General features: G+C 39.1%; 19 protein-coding genes and 1 pseudogene. 11 read left to right on the top strand and 9 right to left on the bottom strand.

Annotated elements, in window-relative coordinates:
* Positions 1-65: 65 nt before the first annotated feature.
* From tsaD to AC4HAL_RS07880, 5 genes are all read left to right on the top strand, one after another.
* Positions 66-1,079, top strand: coding sequence for a tRNA (adenosine(37)-N6)-threonylcarbamoyltransferase complex transferase subunit TsaD (gene tsaD, locus AC4HAL_RS07900; protein WP_491093718.1), 1,014 nt, complete (start codon positions 66-68; stop codon positions 1,077-1,079).
* 79 nt (positions 1,080-1,158) lie between these two features.
* The gene (locus AC4HAL_RS07895; protein WP_491093717.1) at positions 1,159-1,857 is read left to right on the top strand and encodes an AzlC family ABC transporter permease; all 699 of its coding nucleotides are present in this window, start codon (positions 1,159-1,161) and stop codon (positions 1,855-1,857) included.
* Positions 1,844-2,170, top strand: coding sequence for an AzlD domain-containing protein (locus AC4HAL_RS07890; protein ID WP_447451809.1), 327 nt, complete (start codon positions 1,844-1,846; stop codon positions 2,168-2,170). Before AC4HAL_RS07895 ends, AC4HAL_RS07890 begins: the two co-directional genes overlap by 14 nt.
* A 57-nt stretch (positions 2,171-2,227) precedes the next feature.
* Positions 2,228-2,857 (top strand): endonuclease III, encoded by a 630-nt coding sequence (gene nth / locus AC4HAL_RS07885; protein WP_491093716.1) that lies wholly within the window; start codon positions 2,228-2,230, stop codon positions 2,855-2,857.
* A 12-nt stretch (positions 2,858-2,869) separates the two neighbouring features.
* Positions 2,870-3,895, top strand: coding sequence for a threonine aldolase family protein (locus AC4HAL_RS07880; protein ID WP_491093715.1), 1,026 nt, complete (start codon positions 2,870-2,872; stop codon positions 3,893-3,895).
* A 214-nt stretch (positions 3,896-4,109) separates the two neighbouring features.
* On the opposite strand, the gene aao is transcribed toward AC4HAL_RS07880, so the two are convergent.
* A complete protein-coding gene (gene aao / locus AC4HAL_RS07875; RefSeq protein ID WP_491093714.1) occupies positions 4,110-5,282 on the bottom strand; it encodes an aminoacetone oxidase in 1,173 nt (390 codons plus the stop codon).
* Between the two features lie 377 nt (positions 5,283-5,659).
* On the opposite strand from aao, the gene AC4HAL_RS07870 reads away from it, so the two are divergent.
* The 5 genes from AC4HAL_RS07870 (at position 5,660) to AC4HAL_RS07850 (ending at position 9,541) form a co-directional block, all read left to right on the top strand.
* Positions 5,660-6,178: a DUF536 domain-containing protein gene (locus AC4HAL_RS07870; RefSeq protein WP_447451813.1), complete on the top strand. Its 519-nt coding sequence runs from the start codon at positions 5,660-5,662 to the stop codon at positions 6,176-6,178.
* Between the two features lie 56 nt (positions 6,179-6,234).
* Positions 6,235-6,822: a 3'-5' exonuclease gene (locus AC4HAL_RS07865; protein WP_491093713.1), complete on the top strand. Its 588-nt coding sequence runs from the start codon at positions 6,235-6,237 to the stop codon at positions 6,820-6,822.
* 262 nt (positions 6,823-7,084) lie between these two features.
* Entirely contained in the window at positions 7,085-7,813 is a 729-nt protein-coding gene (locus tag AC4HAL_RS07860) for a MerR family transcriptional regulator (protein ID WP_491093712.1), read from the top strand.
* Positions 7,813-8,742, top strand: coding sequence for an ABC transporter ATP-binding protein (locus AC4HAL_RS07855; RefSeq protein WP_491093711.1), 930 nt, complete (start codon positions 7,813-7,815; stop codon positions 8,740-8,742). Before AC4HAL_RS07860 ends, AC4HAL_RS07855 begins: the two co-directional genes overlap by 1 nt.
* Positions 8,735-9,541, top strand: coding sequence for an ABC transporter permease subunit (locus AC4HAL_RS07850; protein ID WP_491093710.1), 807 nt, complete (start codon positions 8,735-8,737; stop codon positions 9,539-9,541). The genes AC4HAL_RS07855 and AC4HAL_RS07850 overlap by 8 nt, the downstream gene beginning before the upstream one ends.
* A 53-nt stretch (positions 9,542-9,594) precedes the next feature.
* Here AC4HAL_RS07850 and AC4HAL_RS07845 read toward each other — a convergent pair whose 3' ends face one another.
* The 8 genes and pseudogenes from AC4HAL_RS07845 to AC4HAL_RS07810 form a co-directional block, all read right to left on the bottom strand.
* A complete protein-coding gene (locus AC4HAL_RS07845; protein WP_491093709.1) occupies positions 9,595-9,894 on the bottom strand; it encodes a YbaB/EbfC family nucleoid-associated protein in 300 nt (99 codons plus the stop codon).
* A gap of 76 nt (positions 9,895-9,970) precedes the next feature.
* Positions 9,971-11,123 (bottom strand): annotated as a pseudogene (locus tag AC4HAL_RS07840) (site-specific integrase).
* The gene (locus AC4HAL_RS07835; RefSeq protein ID WP_003089397.1) at positions 11,120-11,374 is read right to left on the bottom strand and encodes a DUF3173 family protein; all 255 of its coding nucleotides are present in this window, start codon (positions 11,372-11,374) and stop codon (positions 11,120-11,122) included. The pseudogene AC4HAL_RS07840 and the gene AC4HAL_RS07835 overlap by 4 nt, the downstream one beginning before the upstream one ends.
* On the bottom strand, positions 11,367-11,951 hold the full coding sequence (locus AC4HAL_RS07830; protein WP_491093708.1) for a replication protein: 585 nt from the start codon (positions 11,949-11,951) through the stop codon (positions 11,367-11,369). Before AC4HAL_RS07830 ends, AC4HAL_RS07835 begins: the two co-directional genes overlap by 8 nt.
* A gap of 180 nt (positions 11,952-12,131) precedes the next feature.
* Entirely contained in the window at positions 12,132-12,749 is a 618-nt protein-coding gene (locus AC4HAL_RS07825) for a hypothetical protein (protein ID WP_491093707.1), read from the bottom strand.
* 2 nt (positions 12,750-12,751) lie between these two features.
* The gene (locus AC4HAL_RS07820; RefSeq protein ID WP_491093706.1) at positions 12,752-13,828 is read right to left on the bottom strand and encodes an ATP-binding protein; all 1,077 of its coding nucleotides are present in this window, start codon (positions 13,826-13,828) and stop codon (positions 12,752-12,754) included.
* Complete coding sequence (locus AC4HAL_RS07815; RefSeq protein ID WP_491093705.1) at positions 13,828-14,142, bottom strand: hypothetical protein; 315 nt, start codon at positions 14,140-14,142, stop codon at positions 13,828-13,830. Before AC4HAL_RS07815 ends, AC4HAL_RS07820 begins: the two co-directional genes overlap by 1 nt.
* A gap of 154 nt (positions 14,143-14,296) precedes the next feature.
* Positions 14,297-14,731 (bottom strand): RNA polymerase sigma factor, encoded by a 435-nt coding sequence (locus AC4HAL_RS07810; protein ID WP_491093704.1) that lies wholly within the window; start codon positions 14,729-14,731, stop codon positions 14,297-14,299.
* A 281-nt stretch (positions 14,732-15,012) separates the two neighbouring features.
* Here AC4HAL_RS07810 and AC4HAL_RS07805 point away from each other — a divergent pair, with 281 nt between their 5' ends.
* On the top strand, positions 15,013-16,356 hold the full coding sequence (locus tag AC4HAL_RS07805) for a hypothetical protein (protein WP_491093703.1): 1,344 nt from the start codon (positions 15,013-15,015) through the stop codon (positions 16,354-16,356).
* Positions 16,357-16,531: the final 175 nt, after the last annotated feature.

Raw genomic sequence — 16,531 nt, 5'->3', positions numbered from 1 at the left:
ATAGGGCCTGTTGAATACGTCGAAGTGATTTTAAGGAACAATAGGCAGTCTGGAGGTTTATAAATATGACAAAGAATAGATATATTTTAGCTATTGAGTCTTCCTGCGATGAGACCAGTGTGGCCGTTTTGAAAAATGATGATGAGCTCCTCAGCAATATCATTGCGAGTCAGGTGGAAAGCCATAAGCGTTTTGGGGGTGTAGTGCCTGAGGTGGCCAGTCGCCATCATGTCGAAGTGATTACCCTTTGTATCAAGGATGCGTTAGCCGAAGCTGGTCTTAAGGCTGAAGACTTAGATGCGGTGGCTGTGACCTATGGCCCAGGTTTGGTTGGTGCCCTTTTAGTAGGAATGGCTGCAGCTAAAGCTTTTGCCTGGGCAAACAGCCTTCCTTTAATTCCAGTTAATCATATGGCAGGACATCTCATGGCGGCGCGTGAGTCAGGCCCCCTATCCTACCCACTTATGGCGCTTTTGGTGTCTGGTGGACATACAGAGCTAGTTTATGTCAAAGAACCTGGTGACTATAAGATCATAGGGGAAACCAGAGATGATGCTGTTGGTGAAGCTTACGACAAGGTAGGGCGTGTCATGGGCTTGACGTATCCAGCTGGTCGAGAGATTGATGACTTAGCCCACAAGGGACAGGATATCTATGACTTTCCACGGGCCATGATCAGGGAGGACAATTTGGAATTTTCATTTTCTGGACTGAAGTCAGCCTTTATCAATCTCCATCACAATGCCCGACAAAAGGGAGAAGATCTGGTGTTAGAGGATTTAGCAGCGTCCTTTCAGGCGGCAGTTTTAGATATTCTTATGGTAAAGACTAAGAAGGCTTTGGTGCAGTACCCTGTTGAGACCTTAATCGTTGCAGGCGGTGTTGCTGCTAATCAGGGGCTGCGCGAGCGGATAGCTCAGGAAATCAAGGATGTTAAGGTGAATATCCCTCCTTTGCGCCTTTGCGGTGATAATGCTGGAATGATTGCCTTAGCGGCCGCAGTTGAGTTTGAAAAGGGGCATAGGGGCGAGTTGTCTCTCAATGCTAAACCAAGTCTTGCCTTTGAAACGATGGATTAAGTAGATGTCAAAGCGCTTGTTTTGGCATTTTTGATTTGTTATAATGATAAAAATTTCAAAAAATTGAAAGAAGCATGATATGCGAGAAAAAGGATTTAGGGAAGGTGTCAAAGCTGCTTTACCAACAGCATTAGGCTATGTCTCGATCGGAATTGCGTTTGGCGTGGTTGCTGCCTCGGCTGGTTTGTCAATTCTAGAGGTAGGATTGATGAGTTTGTTGGTTTATGGTGGTTCGGCTCAATTCGCTATGGTAGCCATGCTGGCTGCTCAGGCTGATTTACTGACGATTACAGTGACGGTCTTTTTGATCAACTTGCGCAACATGCTAATGAGTCTACACGCAACCACTATATTCACTCGGACACCTTTTATTCAAAATCTTTTGATAGCTAGTTTAATTACTGATGAAAGCTATGGCGTCCTTTTGGGGGAAGTTGTTCACAATAAAGATATTACAGCGAATTGGATGCACGGAAATAATCTTCTTAGTTACTTAGCTTGGATTTTGGCAAGTGTAGCAGGTGCCTTAATGGGGAGTTTTATTCCTAATCCCGAGCTGCTGGGGTTAGATTTTGCCTTGATAGCTATGTTTATCGGTCTCTTAGTTTTTCAACTTGAAGCCATGCTACCGTCAGGAGTAAGGAAACTAGCACTTGTTCTTTTAGCTGTTGCTGTTTCCTACTTCCTTTTGGTCTTACTGGTTTCTGAGTCTCTAGCTGTTTTACTAGCAACCTTGGTGGGTTGTAGTGTGGGGGTGATGTTGGATGCAGCTCACTGATGATGTTTTGGCAGCTATTTTGTTGGGGTTTGTAGTAACTTGGCTTCCGCGCATAGCTCCTTTTATTCTAGTTAAGTATCGTGGCCTTCCTGATCTTGTTGTCCGTTTTTTAAGGTACCTACCTGTGACTATTTTATTTGCTTTGACTTTATCAAGTTTGGTCACAGAGAGGACCGGCCGTCTTCCTATACTAAATAGTTTAGAAATTTTGGCTAGCCTACCGACACTTTTTGTTGCTGTTCGGACAAAGAATCTTCTGTATGCGGTTCTTACTGGTATCGTCAGCCTTGCCTTGCTACGGTGGATAGTTTAAGCGCAATGATGATTGATCACTCATGCTATAATAACTAAGGTAGAAAAGAGTAGTGATATGGTTTTATCTAAAAAGCGGGCGCGCAAGGTTATTGAGGAAATTATTGCCTTGTATCCTGATGCTAAGCCCAGTTTGAATTTTAAGAATAATTTTGAATTGTTGATAGCTGTTTTGTTGTCAGCTCAAACGACTGATGCAGCGGTTAATAAGGTGACACCAGCCCTTTTTGAAGCTTATCCGACACCACAAGCCATGGCTCAGGCTAGTGAAGCGAACCTATCCCAATACATCTCACGCTTGGGTCTTTATCGTAATAAGGCCAAGTACATGCAAAAGTGTGCCCAGCAATTGGTTGACAACTTTGGTGGTATGGTACCTCAGACTCGTAAGGAGTTGGAGAACTTGGCAGGAGTGGGGCGAAAAACAGCTAATGTGGTCATGAGTGTGGGGTTTGGTATTCCAGCATTTGCGGTAGATACCCATGTTGAGCGCATTTGTAAACACCATGAGATTGTTAAAAAATCGGCAACACCGCTTGAAGTCGAAAAGCGTGTCATGGAAGTGCTCCCGCGAGAAGAATGGCTGCCAGCCCATCAAGCGATGATTCTCTTTGGTCGTGAAATTTGCCATCCCCAAAATCCAGAGTGTGGCCAGTATCCACAGCTCTATGATTTTTCAGATATTTAGGAAGGAGGATCTATGCTTCATTTTGAAAACGACTATAATGAAGGAGCACACCCTAAGTTGCTGGAAGCTTTATTAGAAACTAATGAGAAGAATCTAACCGGTTATGGTCTGGATAGTTACACAGAATTGGCAACTCAGAAAATCAGAGAGGCTAGTGGCTGTCCAGAAGCGCAGGTGACCTTTTTAACCGGTGGTACACAGACTAATCAGATCGTTATCGATACAGTCCTTGCTCCCTATGAGGGTGTCCTTGCCGCCCGAACAGGTCATATTGCGACCCATGAGGCTGGTGCTATTGAATTCACAGGGCATAAAGTTTTGGAGTTACCGCAGGAGCATGGGAAAATTAGGGCTAGTGATGTCAAGCATTTTCTAGAAGATTTCTATGCTGATGGCAATCACGAGCACATGGTATTTCCGGGTATGGTCTACATTTCTCAGCCGACTGAATACGGTGCTCTTTATACTTATAAAGAATTGCAGGAGCTGAGCCAAGTTTGCCAAGTACATGAGTTGCCATTGTTTATTGACGGTGCTCGTTTGGGCTACGGTCTGGCAGCTAAGGAAAATGATGTGGACTTACCTGCTTTAGCAGAGTTAGCTGATGTCTTTTATATCGGTGGAACTAAATTGGGGGCTTTGCTGGGTGAAGCAGTAGTCTTTACCAGCAATAATCAGCCTAAGCACTTTGCAACCCAAGTCAAACAACACGGTGCGCTTCTTGCCAAGGGGCGCGTGATTAGTGTGCAGTTTGATCAATTCTTTACGAATAATCTTTATCTCAAGATTGGTCAAGAAGCCCTTAATTATGCAGAACAGCTTAAAACTATACTGAGAGAAAAAGGTTATCAGTTCTATTATGAATCACCAACTAATCAGCAGTTTGTCATTGTGGAAAATGAGCAGCTTAAGACCTTAGCAAAAAAAGTGGTCTATAGCTTTTGGGAAAAATATGACGATGATCACACGGTAATTCGCCTGGCAACCAGCTGGTCAACGACGCAAGAAGATATTGACCGATTAAAAGAAATTTTATAGAAAAAATGGGTGACTGACTCAGCCACTCTTTTTAAATTTGAAATAGGGGAAAGGCTTGTATCAAAATAGAAGAAAAAGCAGCCGCTAGGGCTGCAAAGGGTTAAATAAGAAGAATTATGAGATAATTATAATCAAAATCACTAAAAGCATACTTAAGAAAAACTGTTAGAAAACTTAATATCATACTTGTTTAAGAAGGTAGTCATACTGTTCTCTAGTAGTGGGGACTACCGGCAACCCAACCGGTACAGAGGGCAGCAGTGATGTTAAAGCCTCCAGTATGAGCATTGATATCGAGAACTTCTCCAGCAAAGTGTAGTCCTGCTACTTTTTTGCTTTCAAGGGTTTTAGGACTAATCTCTTTGAGGTTTACCCCGCCTTTGGTGACAAAGGATTTGGTTAGGGACATTTTACCCGTTATTTTGATGGGCATATCCTTGATAGATGTCAATAAGGATTCTAGTTTTTTAGGGTTGAGCTGTTTAACTTTGTCTGGCTGATCCTGTGCTAGAAATTCTGCTAGTCGCTCAGGGAGTAGTAGTTTAAGAGCATTTTTAATGGTTTTTTCACGATTTTTCTCAAGAAAGGCGCTCAGCTGCTCTTGATTCATAGCTGGCAAAAGATCCAAGTGGGCGGTTTCGCCACCCGAGACAAAGCTCGAGAGTCTCAAGGCGGCTGGGCCAGATAAACCAAAGTGAGTGAAGAGTAAATCATGGGTGATACTGTGCTTGTCATAGGTGAGATTGACATCGTCCAGAGAAATCCCCTGCAGTAGTTTGTGAGGAAAATCAGTTAATAGCGGACTTTCAGCTGCTTCTAAGGGCGTAACCTCCAGCTTAAAGTGTCTGGCAATGTCGTGACCAAACCCAGTCGATCCTGTTGACGGATAGGATTTACCTCCCGTTGTGACGATGAGTTTATCGCAAGTAAGGGACTGATCGGCTGATTTAAGTACAAAGCGATCATGATCCTTTTTGACAGATACGACCTCAGTTTCAGTCAAAATGCGGCCGCCTAACTCCTTTATTTTATCCTCCAAGGCTTGGATGATGGTGCGTGACTTATTGGTCGTAGGGAACATCCGACCGTGGTCCTCCTCCTTGAGGGCAACCCCATTATCTTTGAAAAAGTTAATAATATCGTGATTATCAAACTGGGCAAAGACGCTGTAGAGGAAGCGGCCATTGCCTGGGATACCAGCCATGAGATCATCTAGGTTTCCACTATTAGTAACGTTGCAGCGGCCGCCACCAGTTCCTGCTAATTTTTTACCCAAGCGCTTATTCTTTTCAATCAGGAGGGTGGAGAAGCCGTAGTAACTGCTGGCAATGGCTGCCATCATACCGGCTGGTCCCCCTCCGATAATAATTGTGTGATAATGTGTCATAGCTTTATTATAGCATGGGATTGTTGCTGGAACCAGTTTTGATGATTACTGTTAATGTTAATAGTTGGATGAGTTGTTATCTAAATTTTAGTAAAATTGCTGAAAAGGAGCAACTAGTTCAAATCTATCAACTACCCATATTATCCTATCTTACAGAGGTAAGCATAGTTAAGTAGATAGAAATAAAAATACTAGAGACTAACTTTTCAGAAAACAACCTTTTATTTTGTCCATTAATTTTCACGCTGAAATGCGCACAATGACATCTTATGATGTCTATTTTCTTTGCGTACTTGTGGGGGGATTCCCTGTAGATTGACAGTAAAGGCCTATTATGATACTATTTTATAAGAATTTTCGGATAAAAAGAGGACTTTATGGCTATTGAAAAGACTGTCAGCGAATTAGCTGAAATTCTTGGTGTCAGTCGCCAAGCAGTAAATAATCGTGTCAAGACTCTGCCTGAGGAGTTTGTCGATAAAAATGAGAAGGGCGTTACAGTTGTCAATCGCGACGGTTTAATTAAGCTCGAGGAAATCTATAAGAAGACGATTTTTGAAGATGAACCTGTTAGTGAAGAAACTAAGCAGCGCGAGTTAATGGAAATCTTGGTTGATGAGAAGAATGCTGAAATTGAGCGTCTCTATAATCAGCTTAAAGCCAAAGATGTTCAGCTGTCTTCTATGAATGAGCAGCTCAGTATCAAGGATGTCCAGATTGCCCAGAAAGATAAGCAGCTGGATCAGCAGCAACAGCTGACTTTAACGGCTATGCAGGACAGTGAAAATCTTAAATTGGAATTGGATGAGGCTCGTACACAAGTTGAAGAGATTCAAATTCAGCAAGCTCGTGCACAAAAGAAAGGATTTTTTGCTCGGGTGTTTGGTGGCAAGTAATTGAAAATACAGAGGCTGTCTTAGGACAGTTTTTTTATTGAAAAGAAGGATATATCATGAAAAAATTAGACGCTTATATTGCTTTTGATCTAGAATTTAATAGGGTAGAGGATGTCAGTCATATTATTCAAATATCGGCCGTGAGGATCCTAAATCATGAGGAGGTCAGTCATTTTGATCGTTATGTGTATACGGATGTACCTTTGCAAAGTTTTATTAATGGTTTAACAGGGATTACAGCAGATAAGATTGCCTCAGCACCAAAGTTAGAAGTAGTTCTGGCTGAATTTAAATCATTTATCGGTGAGCTCCCCTTGATCGGCTATAATGCTGAAAAATCAGACCTGCCCATTCTGGCTGAGAATGATTTGGATTTGAGTAAGCAGTATGCCCTTGATATTTTTGATGAGGCTTATGAGCGCCGTTCGACTGATTTAAACGGTATTGTCAATCTTAAATTAACAAGTGTAGCTGACTTTTTGGGTATCAAGGGACGTGGGCATGATAGCTTAGAGGATGCTCGAATGACGGCGCGTGTTTACAAAGCCTTTTTAGAACTGGATAGTAACAAGGATTACCTTAGTCAGCAGGAAGAAGCGCATGGCGACAATCCGTTTGCAGCTTTGGGGGATTTATTCGATTAATAAATACTAAAAAAGTGATGTTTTGGCTTGCATGTAACGCAGCGTCATTTGCTAGGATATAGGAGAACAAGGGGTAAATGGAAGAAAGTTCAGCTTGGCTTGATCCGCGGTCGCCCCTTGTATCTTAGTAACTTAAACACGGGCCTAATTTCCTCGGGAAAAAGATCGACCTCCTCGTGTGTTAAGCACATGTCGTCGATCTCCTATGAGATTTTGGTCCAGCGAACCGGCCCTTTGTATCTTATATAAGGAGATAAAAGAGATGTCTCAGACTTATTCGACTGGTGAATTAGCTAAGTTGGTTGGTGTTTCGGTGCGGACAGTGCAATATTACGATCAACGTGGCATTTTGAAACCGTCGCAATTAACCGAAGGTGGGCGTCGCATCTACACAGAACATGATGCTGAACAGCTCAAACTGATTTGTTTTCTAAGGGAGATGGATTTTTCCATTGAAGACATTAAAAAGGTTTTGGTTGAAGATAATGTCAGTCAGATCTTGCAGATGCTATTAAACGACCGTATTACAGAGCTAAAGGCAGAAATCAGCGATAGACAGGGCAAACTTGACACTGCTGTCAATTTGCTTGACAGGCTTAAGAAGAAACAGGATAATCAGTCTCTTAAAGCTCTTTCAGACATTTCGCTAAGCATGAAAAATCAAAAACACTGGCGTCGATTGCAATGGCAATTATGGGGCAGTCTAGTGCTGATGATGGCAGTTACCATTGTCTATGCAAGTTTTGTTGATGGTAGCAACTATGAATGGACGATTGTGCTTGCTTTACCAATCATTTTTTTCATCGTGACAGGGATTATGTACGGATATCATCGACGCGTCGTTTATCTATGCCCGAACTGTCATCGAATCTTTAATGTTTCGCTTAAAGCCTTTATTTTCGCTTCGCATACACCGAGGACACGAAAACTAACCTGCCCTCATTGCCAGCAAAAATCGTTTTGCTTAGAATTGGCTAAGGAGGTGGACTAATGATAAAACCCATTTTAAGCTGTCAACAAGTAACAAAAAATTTCAAACATAAGTCGGTACTTAAGGGTGTTGAATTAAATATAGAAGCGGGTCGCATTGTTGCCCTCTTAGGTCCTAATGGGACAGGGAAAACTACCTTGATACGGACTATTTTAGGAATGCTAAAAGCAGATAGCGGAAGGATTGAGCTTTTTGGGGAATCACTAACAACAAGGAATCGTGCTGATTTATTAAAGCATATTGGGGTTCAAAATGACGGCAACCTCTACGAGCAGCTATCTGTCAAAGAAAATCTAAGAATCTGGGGTCAGCTTTATGGTCTTGATGATTCTGATATTGAACAAGCGATCAGTGAAGTGGTGGAACGCTTGGATTTAGAGACTTATCTGGACGAACCAGTTGGGAAACTCAGCAAAGGAAATCGCCAGAAAGCTGCTCTAGCTAGAGCGATTTTACATCAGCCAAAGCTTTTGATTTTGGATGAACCTACTACAGGATTAGATCCGCAAATGGTAGAATCTTTCCTCAGTTACTTAAAGGAACTCGTTGCCAGTCGTGGAACGACCGTTTTGATGTGTACACACCAGTTACACGGCTTAGAGGAGATAGTAGATGAGGTGGCTATTATGTCAGAAGGAAAGATTTTATTAGCTGGGGACTTGCAACCCCTACTAGCTAGTTATGATGATGGGCAGCCCTTGCACTTGGAAGTGGAACCATTAGCAATAGGGAAGACACTAGCTCAACTATATGGTGAAGCATCTGCTGAAAAGGGCTATCTCCTTGTTAAAAACATCACACGTCAGGGGATTCCTCACCTAGTGCGAGATTTGACGACTCAAGGCTGTCAACTCTATAGCCTAGTCCGTGAATCTGTTAGTTTAACCGACCTTTATTTAGAGGTCATAGGAGGTGCAAAAGATGAATAAGAGACAAATTCTAGTAATTGTCCGTAAGGATTTGCAGGATTTTTTCTCAGATAAGAGTATTCTAGGGCTTTTCATTTTTCTCCCTCTACTCTTTAGCCTTATCCTTCCCGGATTATTGTTATCGCTTGGAACCAACGAAGCTCTCCTTAGCTCTATCAATGGTATGAAGAGTTTCATTGATCATCTCCCGATGTCAATTCTTCCCAAGACTATTGATAGTCAGCTAGCACCACTTTATGCCATCTTGGTATTTTTTATGCTTCCTCTTTTTATGATGCTACCGATTATTTTTTCCAATTTGATGGCTAGTTTTAGCTTTATTGGAGAAAAGGAACATAAGACCTTGGAAGGCTTGCTCAGCACCCCTATCAGTACCCGTAATCTTATCATTGGGAAAATGCTAGCCTCTATGATTCCAGCTATTTTAGTGACTTGGATGGCCATGTTCGTTTATGCTGTGGTTGTCGATGTGATGGGCTATCATATCTTTAAGCAGTTGCTTTTTCCTAATATGACTTGGTTAATGAGCGGACTCTTGGTTTCTCCTTTGCTTGTGATGTTATCGAGTTTTTTGGTCTTAGGGGTCTCCCAGTATATCAAAACCAGCAAGTCAGCTCAGTCAGTTTCTATGTTATTGGTTCTGCCCTTAGTGACTCTAATGATTTCACAGAGTACAGGTGTGATGTTAATTGGTGTTGAATTAACGCTGATGATCGTGGGAGCGCTGGTTTTGCTCAATGGACTTACTTTTTATATCCTAACTAAGATTTTTAATATGGAGATCTATATCACCCAATAAAATCGGTTGATAAGATTAAAAAAGCGCTTGGAAAAATATCCAAGCGATTCTTTTTAAAACGGCAATTTACCAGCGAAAGCTCCCATCGATTTCTTGGTTGCTTCATCAATTTGAGTCAGCGCATCATTGACAGCTTGGGTTGTCATATCAGATAGGGTTTCAAGATCTTCCGGATCAACGACGGCTTCTTGAAAGTCAATAGAGACTAATTTTTTATCGCCTGTAAAAGTTGCAACAACTAGATCTTGAGCTGACTTGCCGATAAATTCTTGGGCAGCTAGCTCGCCTTGTTTTTGTTCCATCTGTTTTTGCAGTTTTTGGGCTTGCTTCATCATGTTTTGCATATTCATCATAAGATTAATAGTTTCCTTTCGTATCAAGGGTTTAGACCCTTTTATTTTTTGGGTGGTGACCAATTGTGACCACTTTTTAGAAGCTGTCAAAAGCATTGGCTACCTCTTTTTGTTGAGATGGGAAAAGGTGAGAGTAAACATTGATAGTTGTGTTAATGGATGAATGCCCCAAACGTTTCATGAGGGTGAAAAAGATATAATCTTTTCCTTCTCCATTCCGTAGTCCTTGACTGCTTAGGAAAGCTGCATGAGAATGTCTGAAATCATGATTACGAATCATTTTAAGATTCTTAGGTAGTCTCTTTTTGAATCTTGTCCTGAAGTTAGTAACATTAGATGATGTCAGAACTTCAGGAGAATCTTGAAAGATTTGTAAGCTATCAAGGTCATCCGTAAATTCTGAAAGAAGATTTCCTTGTTTCTCTTTCCAGTTTTGTAACTCAGTAGCAAAAGCAGAATGTATATAGATGCGTCTTCTTGATTGAGTTGTTTTAACCGTTCCAATGTGAACTTGATTTTTTCGATAATAAGCACTATGTGTTATATCGATATAATTTTCAGTGAAATTCACATTCTTCCAAGTGAGAGCCAAGGCTTCTCCAAGGCGTGCACCTGTATACATTAATACTCGATAGAGTAATTGATAGCGATATTCTTCCTCATTAAAGAGACTATCAAATAGTTTGAATTGCTCAGGAGTATAGTAGGACATTTCCTTGTGTTGTTCAGGTAGTCTTTTAAGACCGTTACAAGGGTTGTCATTCCTAAATCGCTTTGCAATTGCAACATCAAACAATTTATGCAGGAATATCATCTGTTGATTGATATGAGTATTAGATAACGTTCCACCTTTTACACTGGGTATCTGAACAAGCCAATCACGATATTCTTTAATATCGTTAATGGTAACAAGTCTCATATCAGCATTAGCGAAAAATTTAGAAACATACTGGTTATAATAGGATTCTTGAGTATCAACTGTTCCTCTTTTATTTCCCCTTAGTTGGTCTTCTTGACGGACCAGAGAATAGAGGTAATTGATACTTATTTTATCATTAGGCTTGTTCTTATGAAGATGATTAAGCCTGTAATCTGCTTCATACTGTTCAGCTTCCTTACGAGTTTTGAACCCTTTTTTACGGTGACGGACACGCTCGCCTGTCAAATGACTAAAACCATCACTGATATCTACAGACCATTTTCCGTTTTTTTTGTTTTGTAACTGTCATTGCTGTTCTCCTGTATCATGTAGACCAGCATTTTGAAGTACATCATGAATTATACCATTTTTATAAGATAACTTAAAGCCGAGTATGTCTTCTATAGTCTTGATTGGAACGCGTCCAACACGCTTATTATCATACCAAGAGAATCCATCAGAAACTAATTTGATTTTTGCTTTGCGAATCAATTTTTTACACTGACTTTGTGAATACCCTGTTAATACCATAAGGTCATCTTTATCTACAATGTTAATCATCCGTTTTCCTTTCATTGTTAGTGCTATGTCTTCGTGAATCAAGATATTTGGCAAAGAAGTAGGTCTTATCTACAATGAGATTTAGTAACATCTTGTCTTCTTGATGTGCGTATCTGACTAGGTTATTAAATTCCGTGAAGTTATGATCCTCAATAATATCGATGACAGACGAGAGAAATTCATCACTATTGTTATCAATAAGAAACTTATCCAACTCAAAGCCACAGCCTGATTCAATATCTTCAATGTTGTAGCGAGTTTTGTCAGGATTTTCCGCATGTATAAAATAGTCATACATTCCCTTAGGGCTCATCACAATTTCTACATGAGCTGGTGTGTTTAACTTACTGGTCAATAATTCAGAAACTTGGGAATAGCTTTTTAAAGAATCAAAGAACAGAGCACCGTGTTTGTGAGCTTTTTTAAATTCCCCAGTCTCTTTATTGATATCTTTGTCATGCCAAGGACTTAGAACAAATGGAATGTGCATTTCTTCAAGAATATTCAAATAATTGTCAGGAGCGCTTTCTTTATAGAGTAGAAATGTCCATTTGTTAGAACGTTTATCTTTTGCCAAAGGCAGTCACCTCATTTCTATTGGTCTTATCTATTAGGAGATGTTTGCCAGTAGTTTGGTAATAGTGATTACTGATTATTGATGTAATGGGGGTCGTAGTAGCCCCATTACATGACTTTGATAGATTTTAAAAGGCGGTACTTTTGGCTTTCACCTTGTGAGCCAAGTACCGCCTTTAGTTTATCTTCTAGCACCTTTGAACCAGAGCTTATTACCTTCCCTACTTGGAGAAGAGAAGTAGTAATTAGGATTTCTGCTTGAAATTTCTTCTTTGATATGAGCTTCCATTTCTCCTAGTAACTGCTGTGCTTGCTGAGTGCTGGGATACTTGATAAAGACTGAGACGGATTCTTTTCGGACATCTACAGTACACTTGTTGACGGTTTTATTGAAGTTCTTGAGAATTGGATTGAACTTTGTAATAGTCGTCTGATTATCAACGGTAATAACTGATTCAGATTTTTCATCCTGTTTCAAGAAGTGCCGCAAGCGTATCGTTTGATAGATGGACTTGAAATAATTCAGAATAGAATCACGCAAGAAACGCTCCAGTAGTTCTGTATTTATCAAAAAGATAGCACTAATTACTAGCAGAGCACCTAAAAAGCTGGTGTAATATTCAGTTATATTTAGCTTTGATTGAATGAGACTGATTTCATTTGTGAGGCTTGATATAGTTATTTCTCCAATTAAGAAGCTGAGATAACTCATAGCCAGACTAATAACCACACTGAGGAATCCCAATAGAAGTAGGTTATTAACGAGGTTATATGTTCGTTGAAAGAAGCTTTTTTTCATAGCTACAAAATACCTTTCTTGGTGTAATAAGTAGGACAAAGAAGGGGAAGTACCTGATAAGGGTGTTCATTATCAATGATTTGAATGAGGCCTGTTCCTTTGCCAATCGGAATAACAATGCCTTCAGGGTCAAGGTCAGGAAATAAGAACTGTGTCGTTTTTTTATTGATATTACCAATCTGAATGAGAACATTAAGCTGTTCACGGACTGAAACAGGGATGGTATTATGGTCAAAACGTTGACTAACCAGAAGAAGGTGAACACGAGTCGCACGACCAAGGAGTGCAATCTGTGAAAGTAGAGAGAAGAAAGAGTCTTTTATCGTTTTATTGATCCCTTCCGATAAAGCTAGGACTTCATCAATAACAATAGTGAGATGAGCAAATTGATGTTCAGGATTGTCGTACAAAATTTCTTGCCGTTGCTGAATGAGTCCCAAGCAAGAACTAAGATTCTCATTGATTTCACTGACAAAATCTGATTTAGAACGATTCTTTTGAGGATGAATTACGGCAATGCCATTCTCACGTGCCCAGCGTGAGGGAGTATCAAACTTAGGGTCAACAATGATAAGCTCTGAGAAGTTTTTGAGTAAGCTCAGGAAGTACGTGAGCGCATAGGACTTACCCGAACCACTATTCCCAGCGATAGCTAGTGAAGTGACCTTGTTATAGTTAAGAGATAGATTCTTCATGATAGGCAAGATATATTTATCTTGTCCCCCAGCAAATTCCTCTAGGTCTGAGATAACTAAACGCTCAGAAACGCCTTTTTTCCAAGGAAAGAATAGTCCACGTTGTACATGAATATCATCCGTATCAAGTGCCATGAAATAGGCAGAGTTCTGTTTGAGCAGGGTATAGCGTGGGTAAAGTGATGCATTGGCAATCAGGAAGATTTTTTGATACAAGTCATCATCAATGATATAACCTGCTGGAAGCCGTGGAATAAATAGGAACCCATCAGGCATAATTTTGGTGTCGAAGCTGTTTGTATAGCTAGTCTCACCTTGCATCAGCGCTCCAAGTCCCATATTCAGGGATTGAAGTAGGTATTGTTCTAATTCTCTCTTAGTCATTATTTAATCTCCTTGATGTTTTGAGCACGGAAATAAACATTAAAGCCAACTTCACAAGCTTCAAGAGTGTCAAATTCAACCATAGCCATATAGCTAGGCAAGTCAATTTCTGACTCAAATTTTACTTGGAAAGGAGGGAGTCCTTTTTGAGAGAACCAAGCCTTATAGGCAATGATTTCACCGGTAGGCTGATTATCTTCAAACTTTAACTGTGATTCTAGTTCGGTACTAAGGCAGTGAATAGCCTGTTTGTTGTCAATGTATTCTTTAGCAGTATTAGCAGAATAGCCAGTTTTACGGTTACGTGTTTTCATGTGAGTTACCTCATATCTTTCATTTTGTATTGCGTTAGAGTAGTCTATAGCTCGGTTTTAGTCATGAGCTGGACTATTGATTAGGTCATAATTTTTTCCTCCTCATCTATAAGGAGAAAAAAGACAGGAAATTGGTAATTCCTGTCTAAAAAAATTAAAAATAAGTTTTTAGTTCTTCTTTTAATGTATCCAGAGCCTTTTGATAATGGCTTAGAACAGTCTTATGACTTTTATATTTAGTTTCCCGTGTTAACTGAAGAGCAGAAGCGCTACTTAAAGTCATCTCTAAGAAAATGTGGCGGTCATCTTCTGTAAGTTTTGAGAGAGCTTCATAAAGATATTCGTTCCGCTCTTTTACTAGCAACTCTTCAATTGGATTGAAAGTATTGTCAGCATATAAATCTATAACTTCTGTAGCTTCTCCCTCAGTTCTAACTTCAGCATTGAGGCTAGATAAACCGTAATCCCTGTCTTTACGTTTCAGATTTTCAAATGGCTGACTGAGCAATTTATCTACACTAGACCAGTCACCAGCTTTAACAGCTTTAGTAATGTTTGCGTTTCGTTTGTTTTTGACTTTATTAGCCATAACGTGTTCCTTTCCGTCCTTGGACAGATTAGAAACACACTAGCCAGCCGAATAAGGGCACGAAAAAGCACACCAAAGAAACGGCGAAACTATGAACACAGAAATCATCTATAGATGTAGCTATGTTTGAGTTTCTATCCGTCCATTTGATGCGCATCGATTAGGACTTAAAAATTTCCCTTTATTAGGGATAATTACATTATATCTACAAAAAAGTGGTATAATTTAGGTGTTTTTTATAAAAAACAGGCTAAAAAATACCACTTTTTAATAGAGGAAATATGAATTTTAAGAGAACAAAGCAATATTTTATTGATTGTGCTTCATTAAGATTAGATTCTACAATTAAGATTATAAATTCAGAACGAAAGTTAAGACCTTCTAGAGAATTTTATTGGCTTACGGGGCAGGATAAAAGTATAAAAAAGAAATATAAAAAGCTTACTAATAAAGAAATTTCTTCAAATAATGCTCCATTGATTAGTCTTATTAGAAGGGGAAAGGTGACCTCAAAGAATCGTTATCTTTATACTCCTAATGCAATTGAAGATGTTTTAAATAATTGTAAATTAGATGAATATGGAACAAAAATGGGGTTAGGCGATAATGAAAAAAATAGTTATATAGAGCGTAATCTAATGTTTGAATCTTATGACGAAATTTGTTTTGGTAATGATTTTGAACATTGGAAATTAAAATCTTTTTTATCATCAATGATTATTTTAGATATTCTTTTTGAGAAATATGATGAAAATCTTTGGAGAATAGTTTTGGGCTATATGCCGCTTAATATTGAATTTGAAAAAATTAGATTAGAGGTAGTTGATGTCAGAGAAGTATACAACATTCTCTTTGAAGAACACTTTGAATTGTTTATGACAGGAATTTTTCGAGCTAGAGAAAAAGCTATAAATGTTGACACTTTATTTTGGAAATATTATGACGAACGGGCAAAGAGTGAACAGAAATTCAACAATAAATTAGCATTTATCAATGACTACCTGAATGGTTTTTATTATGATATTTTAAAAGAAAAAATTGATACGTTTATTGATGGGAGGAGCTATTACGGTTATAAGGAACAATATGTTCAAGATAATAGTACGTATCAAAGTTTAGAATCAATTATTTCAATTCAGCAAGAAATGCGTAGATATCAAGGTGGCATTGAATCAGATGAAATAAAGAGTATAGTCAGTGGTAAATTATGGGATAGTGATTTACTTAATAGTCTCAATAAGGATAACGTTGATGAAATACTTGGCAAATATACAGAACAATATTTTGAGTATGAAGATATAGATGCTTTGTATGCAACTTATATTTTGGAATTATCAGAAAAGCTACTGAATTCCTTAAGTAGTTTTCAAAGTTTTCGAGAAGATGACTCTCATTGGCAAGGTAATTATCTAGGCTATGTCAAAAAATATCAGTACGGTAATGAAATTCTAAATTATTTGAAAATCGGGGATAAGGAAATCTTAAGGCCGCTTATTTTAGAACATATAAAAATGAAGAATGGTGATAGTCTTATTTATAGGAGTCAACATTACTTACAAAGACATCCTGAAAGTTATTTAGGAGAAAAAATTAGAAAATATTCTGAGATGCGTGGCTTTAAGTAATTTTCTATAAATAATATTTAAGTAATAAAAAAGGCAGGTTCAATGACCTGCCTTTCAGACTGAAGACAAAGCTCTTGGAATTACATTTCTAAGAGCTTTTTGCTCTGTTTAGGAGTATACTAAAAGAAAACAGTTTGTGAGGTAAGGCCATGTTTCACAAAGAAAAGCCAGATTA

The organism is Streptococcus sp. ELY_125 (assembly GCF_058314535.1).
The sequence above is the reverse complement of the archived record's forward strand: the minus strand, read 5'-3'. Positions and strand labels throughout refer to the sequence as shown.

Coding starts and splice junctions, on each gene's coding strand:
- AC4HAL_RS07815 (WP_491093705.1), bottom strand. CDS start 14,142: ATGAAAACACGTAACCGTAAAACTGGCTATTCTGCTAATACTGCTAAA.
- AC4HAL_RS07895 (WP_491093717.1), top strand. CDS start 1,159: ATGCGAGAAAAAGGATTTAGGGAAGGTGTCAAAGCTGCTTTACCAACA.
- AC4HAL_RS07855 (WP_491093711.1), top strand. CDS start 7,813: ATGATAAAACCCATTTTAAGCTGTCAACAAGTAACAAAAAATTTCAAA.
- AC4HAL_RS07890 (WP_447451809.1), top strand. CDS start 1,844: ATGCAGCTCACTGATGATGTTTTGGCAGCTATTTTGTTGGGGTTTGTA.
- AC4HAL_RS07870 (WP_447451813.1), top strand. CDS start 5,660: ATGGCTATTGAAAAGACTGTCAGCGAATTAGCTGAAATTCTTGGTGTC.
- AC4HAL_RS07850 (WP_491093710.1), top strand. CDS start 8,735: ATGAATAAGAGACAAATTCTAGTAATTGTCCGTAAGGATTTGCAGGAT.
- AC4HAL_RS07820 (WP_491093706.1), bottom strand. CDS start 13,828: ATGACTAAGAGAGAATTAGAACAATACCTACTTCAATCCCTGAATATG.
- AC4HAL_RS07810 (WP_491093704.1), bottom strand. CDS start 14,731: ATGGCTAATAAAGTCAAAAACAAACGAAACGCAAACATTACTAAAGCT.
- AC4HAL_RS07845 (WP_491093709.1), bottom strand. CDS start 9,894: ATGATGAATATGCAAAACATGATGAAGCAAGCCCAAAAACTGCAAAAA.
- AC4HAL_RS07880 (WP_491093715.1), top strand. CDS start 2,870: ATGCTTCATTTTGAAAACGACTATAATGAAGGAGCACACCCTAAGTTG.
- AC4HAL_RS07825 (WP_491093707.1), bottom strand. CDS start 12,749: ATGAAAAAAAGCTTCTTTCAACGAACATATAACCTCGTTAATAACCTA.
- aao (WP_491093714.1), bottom strand. CDS start 5,282: ATGACACATTATCACACAATTATTATCGGAGGGGGACCAGCCGGTATG.
- AC4HAL_RS07860 (WP_491093712.1), top strand. CDS start 7,085: ATGTCTCAGACTTATTCGACTGGTGAATTAGCTAAGTTGGTTGGTGTT.
- AC4HAL_RS07865 (WP_491093713.1), top strand. CDS start 6,235: ATGAAAAAATTAGACGCTTATATTGCTTTTGATCTAGAATTTAATAGG.
- tsaD (WP_491093718.1), top strand. CDS start 66: ATGACAAAGAATAGATATATTTTAGCTATTGAGTCTTCCTGCGATGAG.
- nth (WP_491093716.1), top strand. CDS start 2,228: ATGGTTTTATCTAAAAAGCGGGCGCGCAAGGTTATTGAGGAAATTATT.
- AC4HAL_RS07835 (WP_003089397.1), bottom strand. CDS start 11,374: ATGATTAACATTGTAGATAAAGATGACCTTATGGTATTAACAGGGTAT.
- AC4HAL_RS07805 (WP_491093703.1), top strand. CDS start 15,013: ATGAATTTTAAGAGAACAAAGCAATATTTTATTGATTGTGCTTCATTA.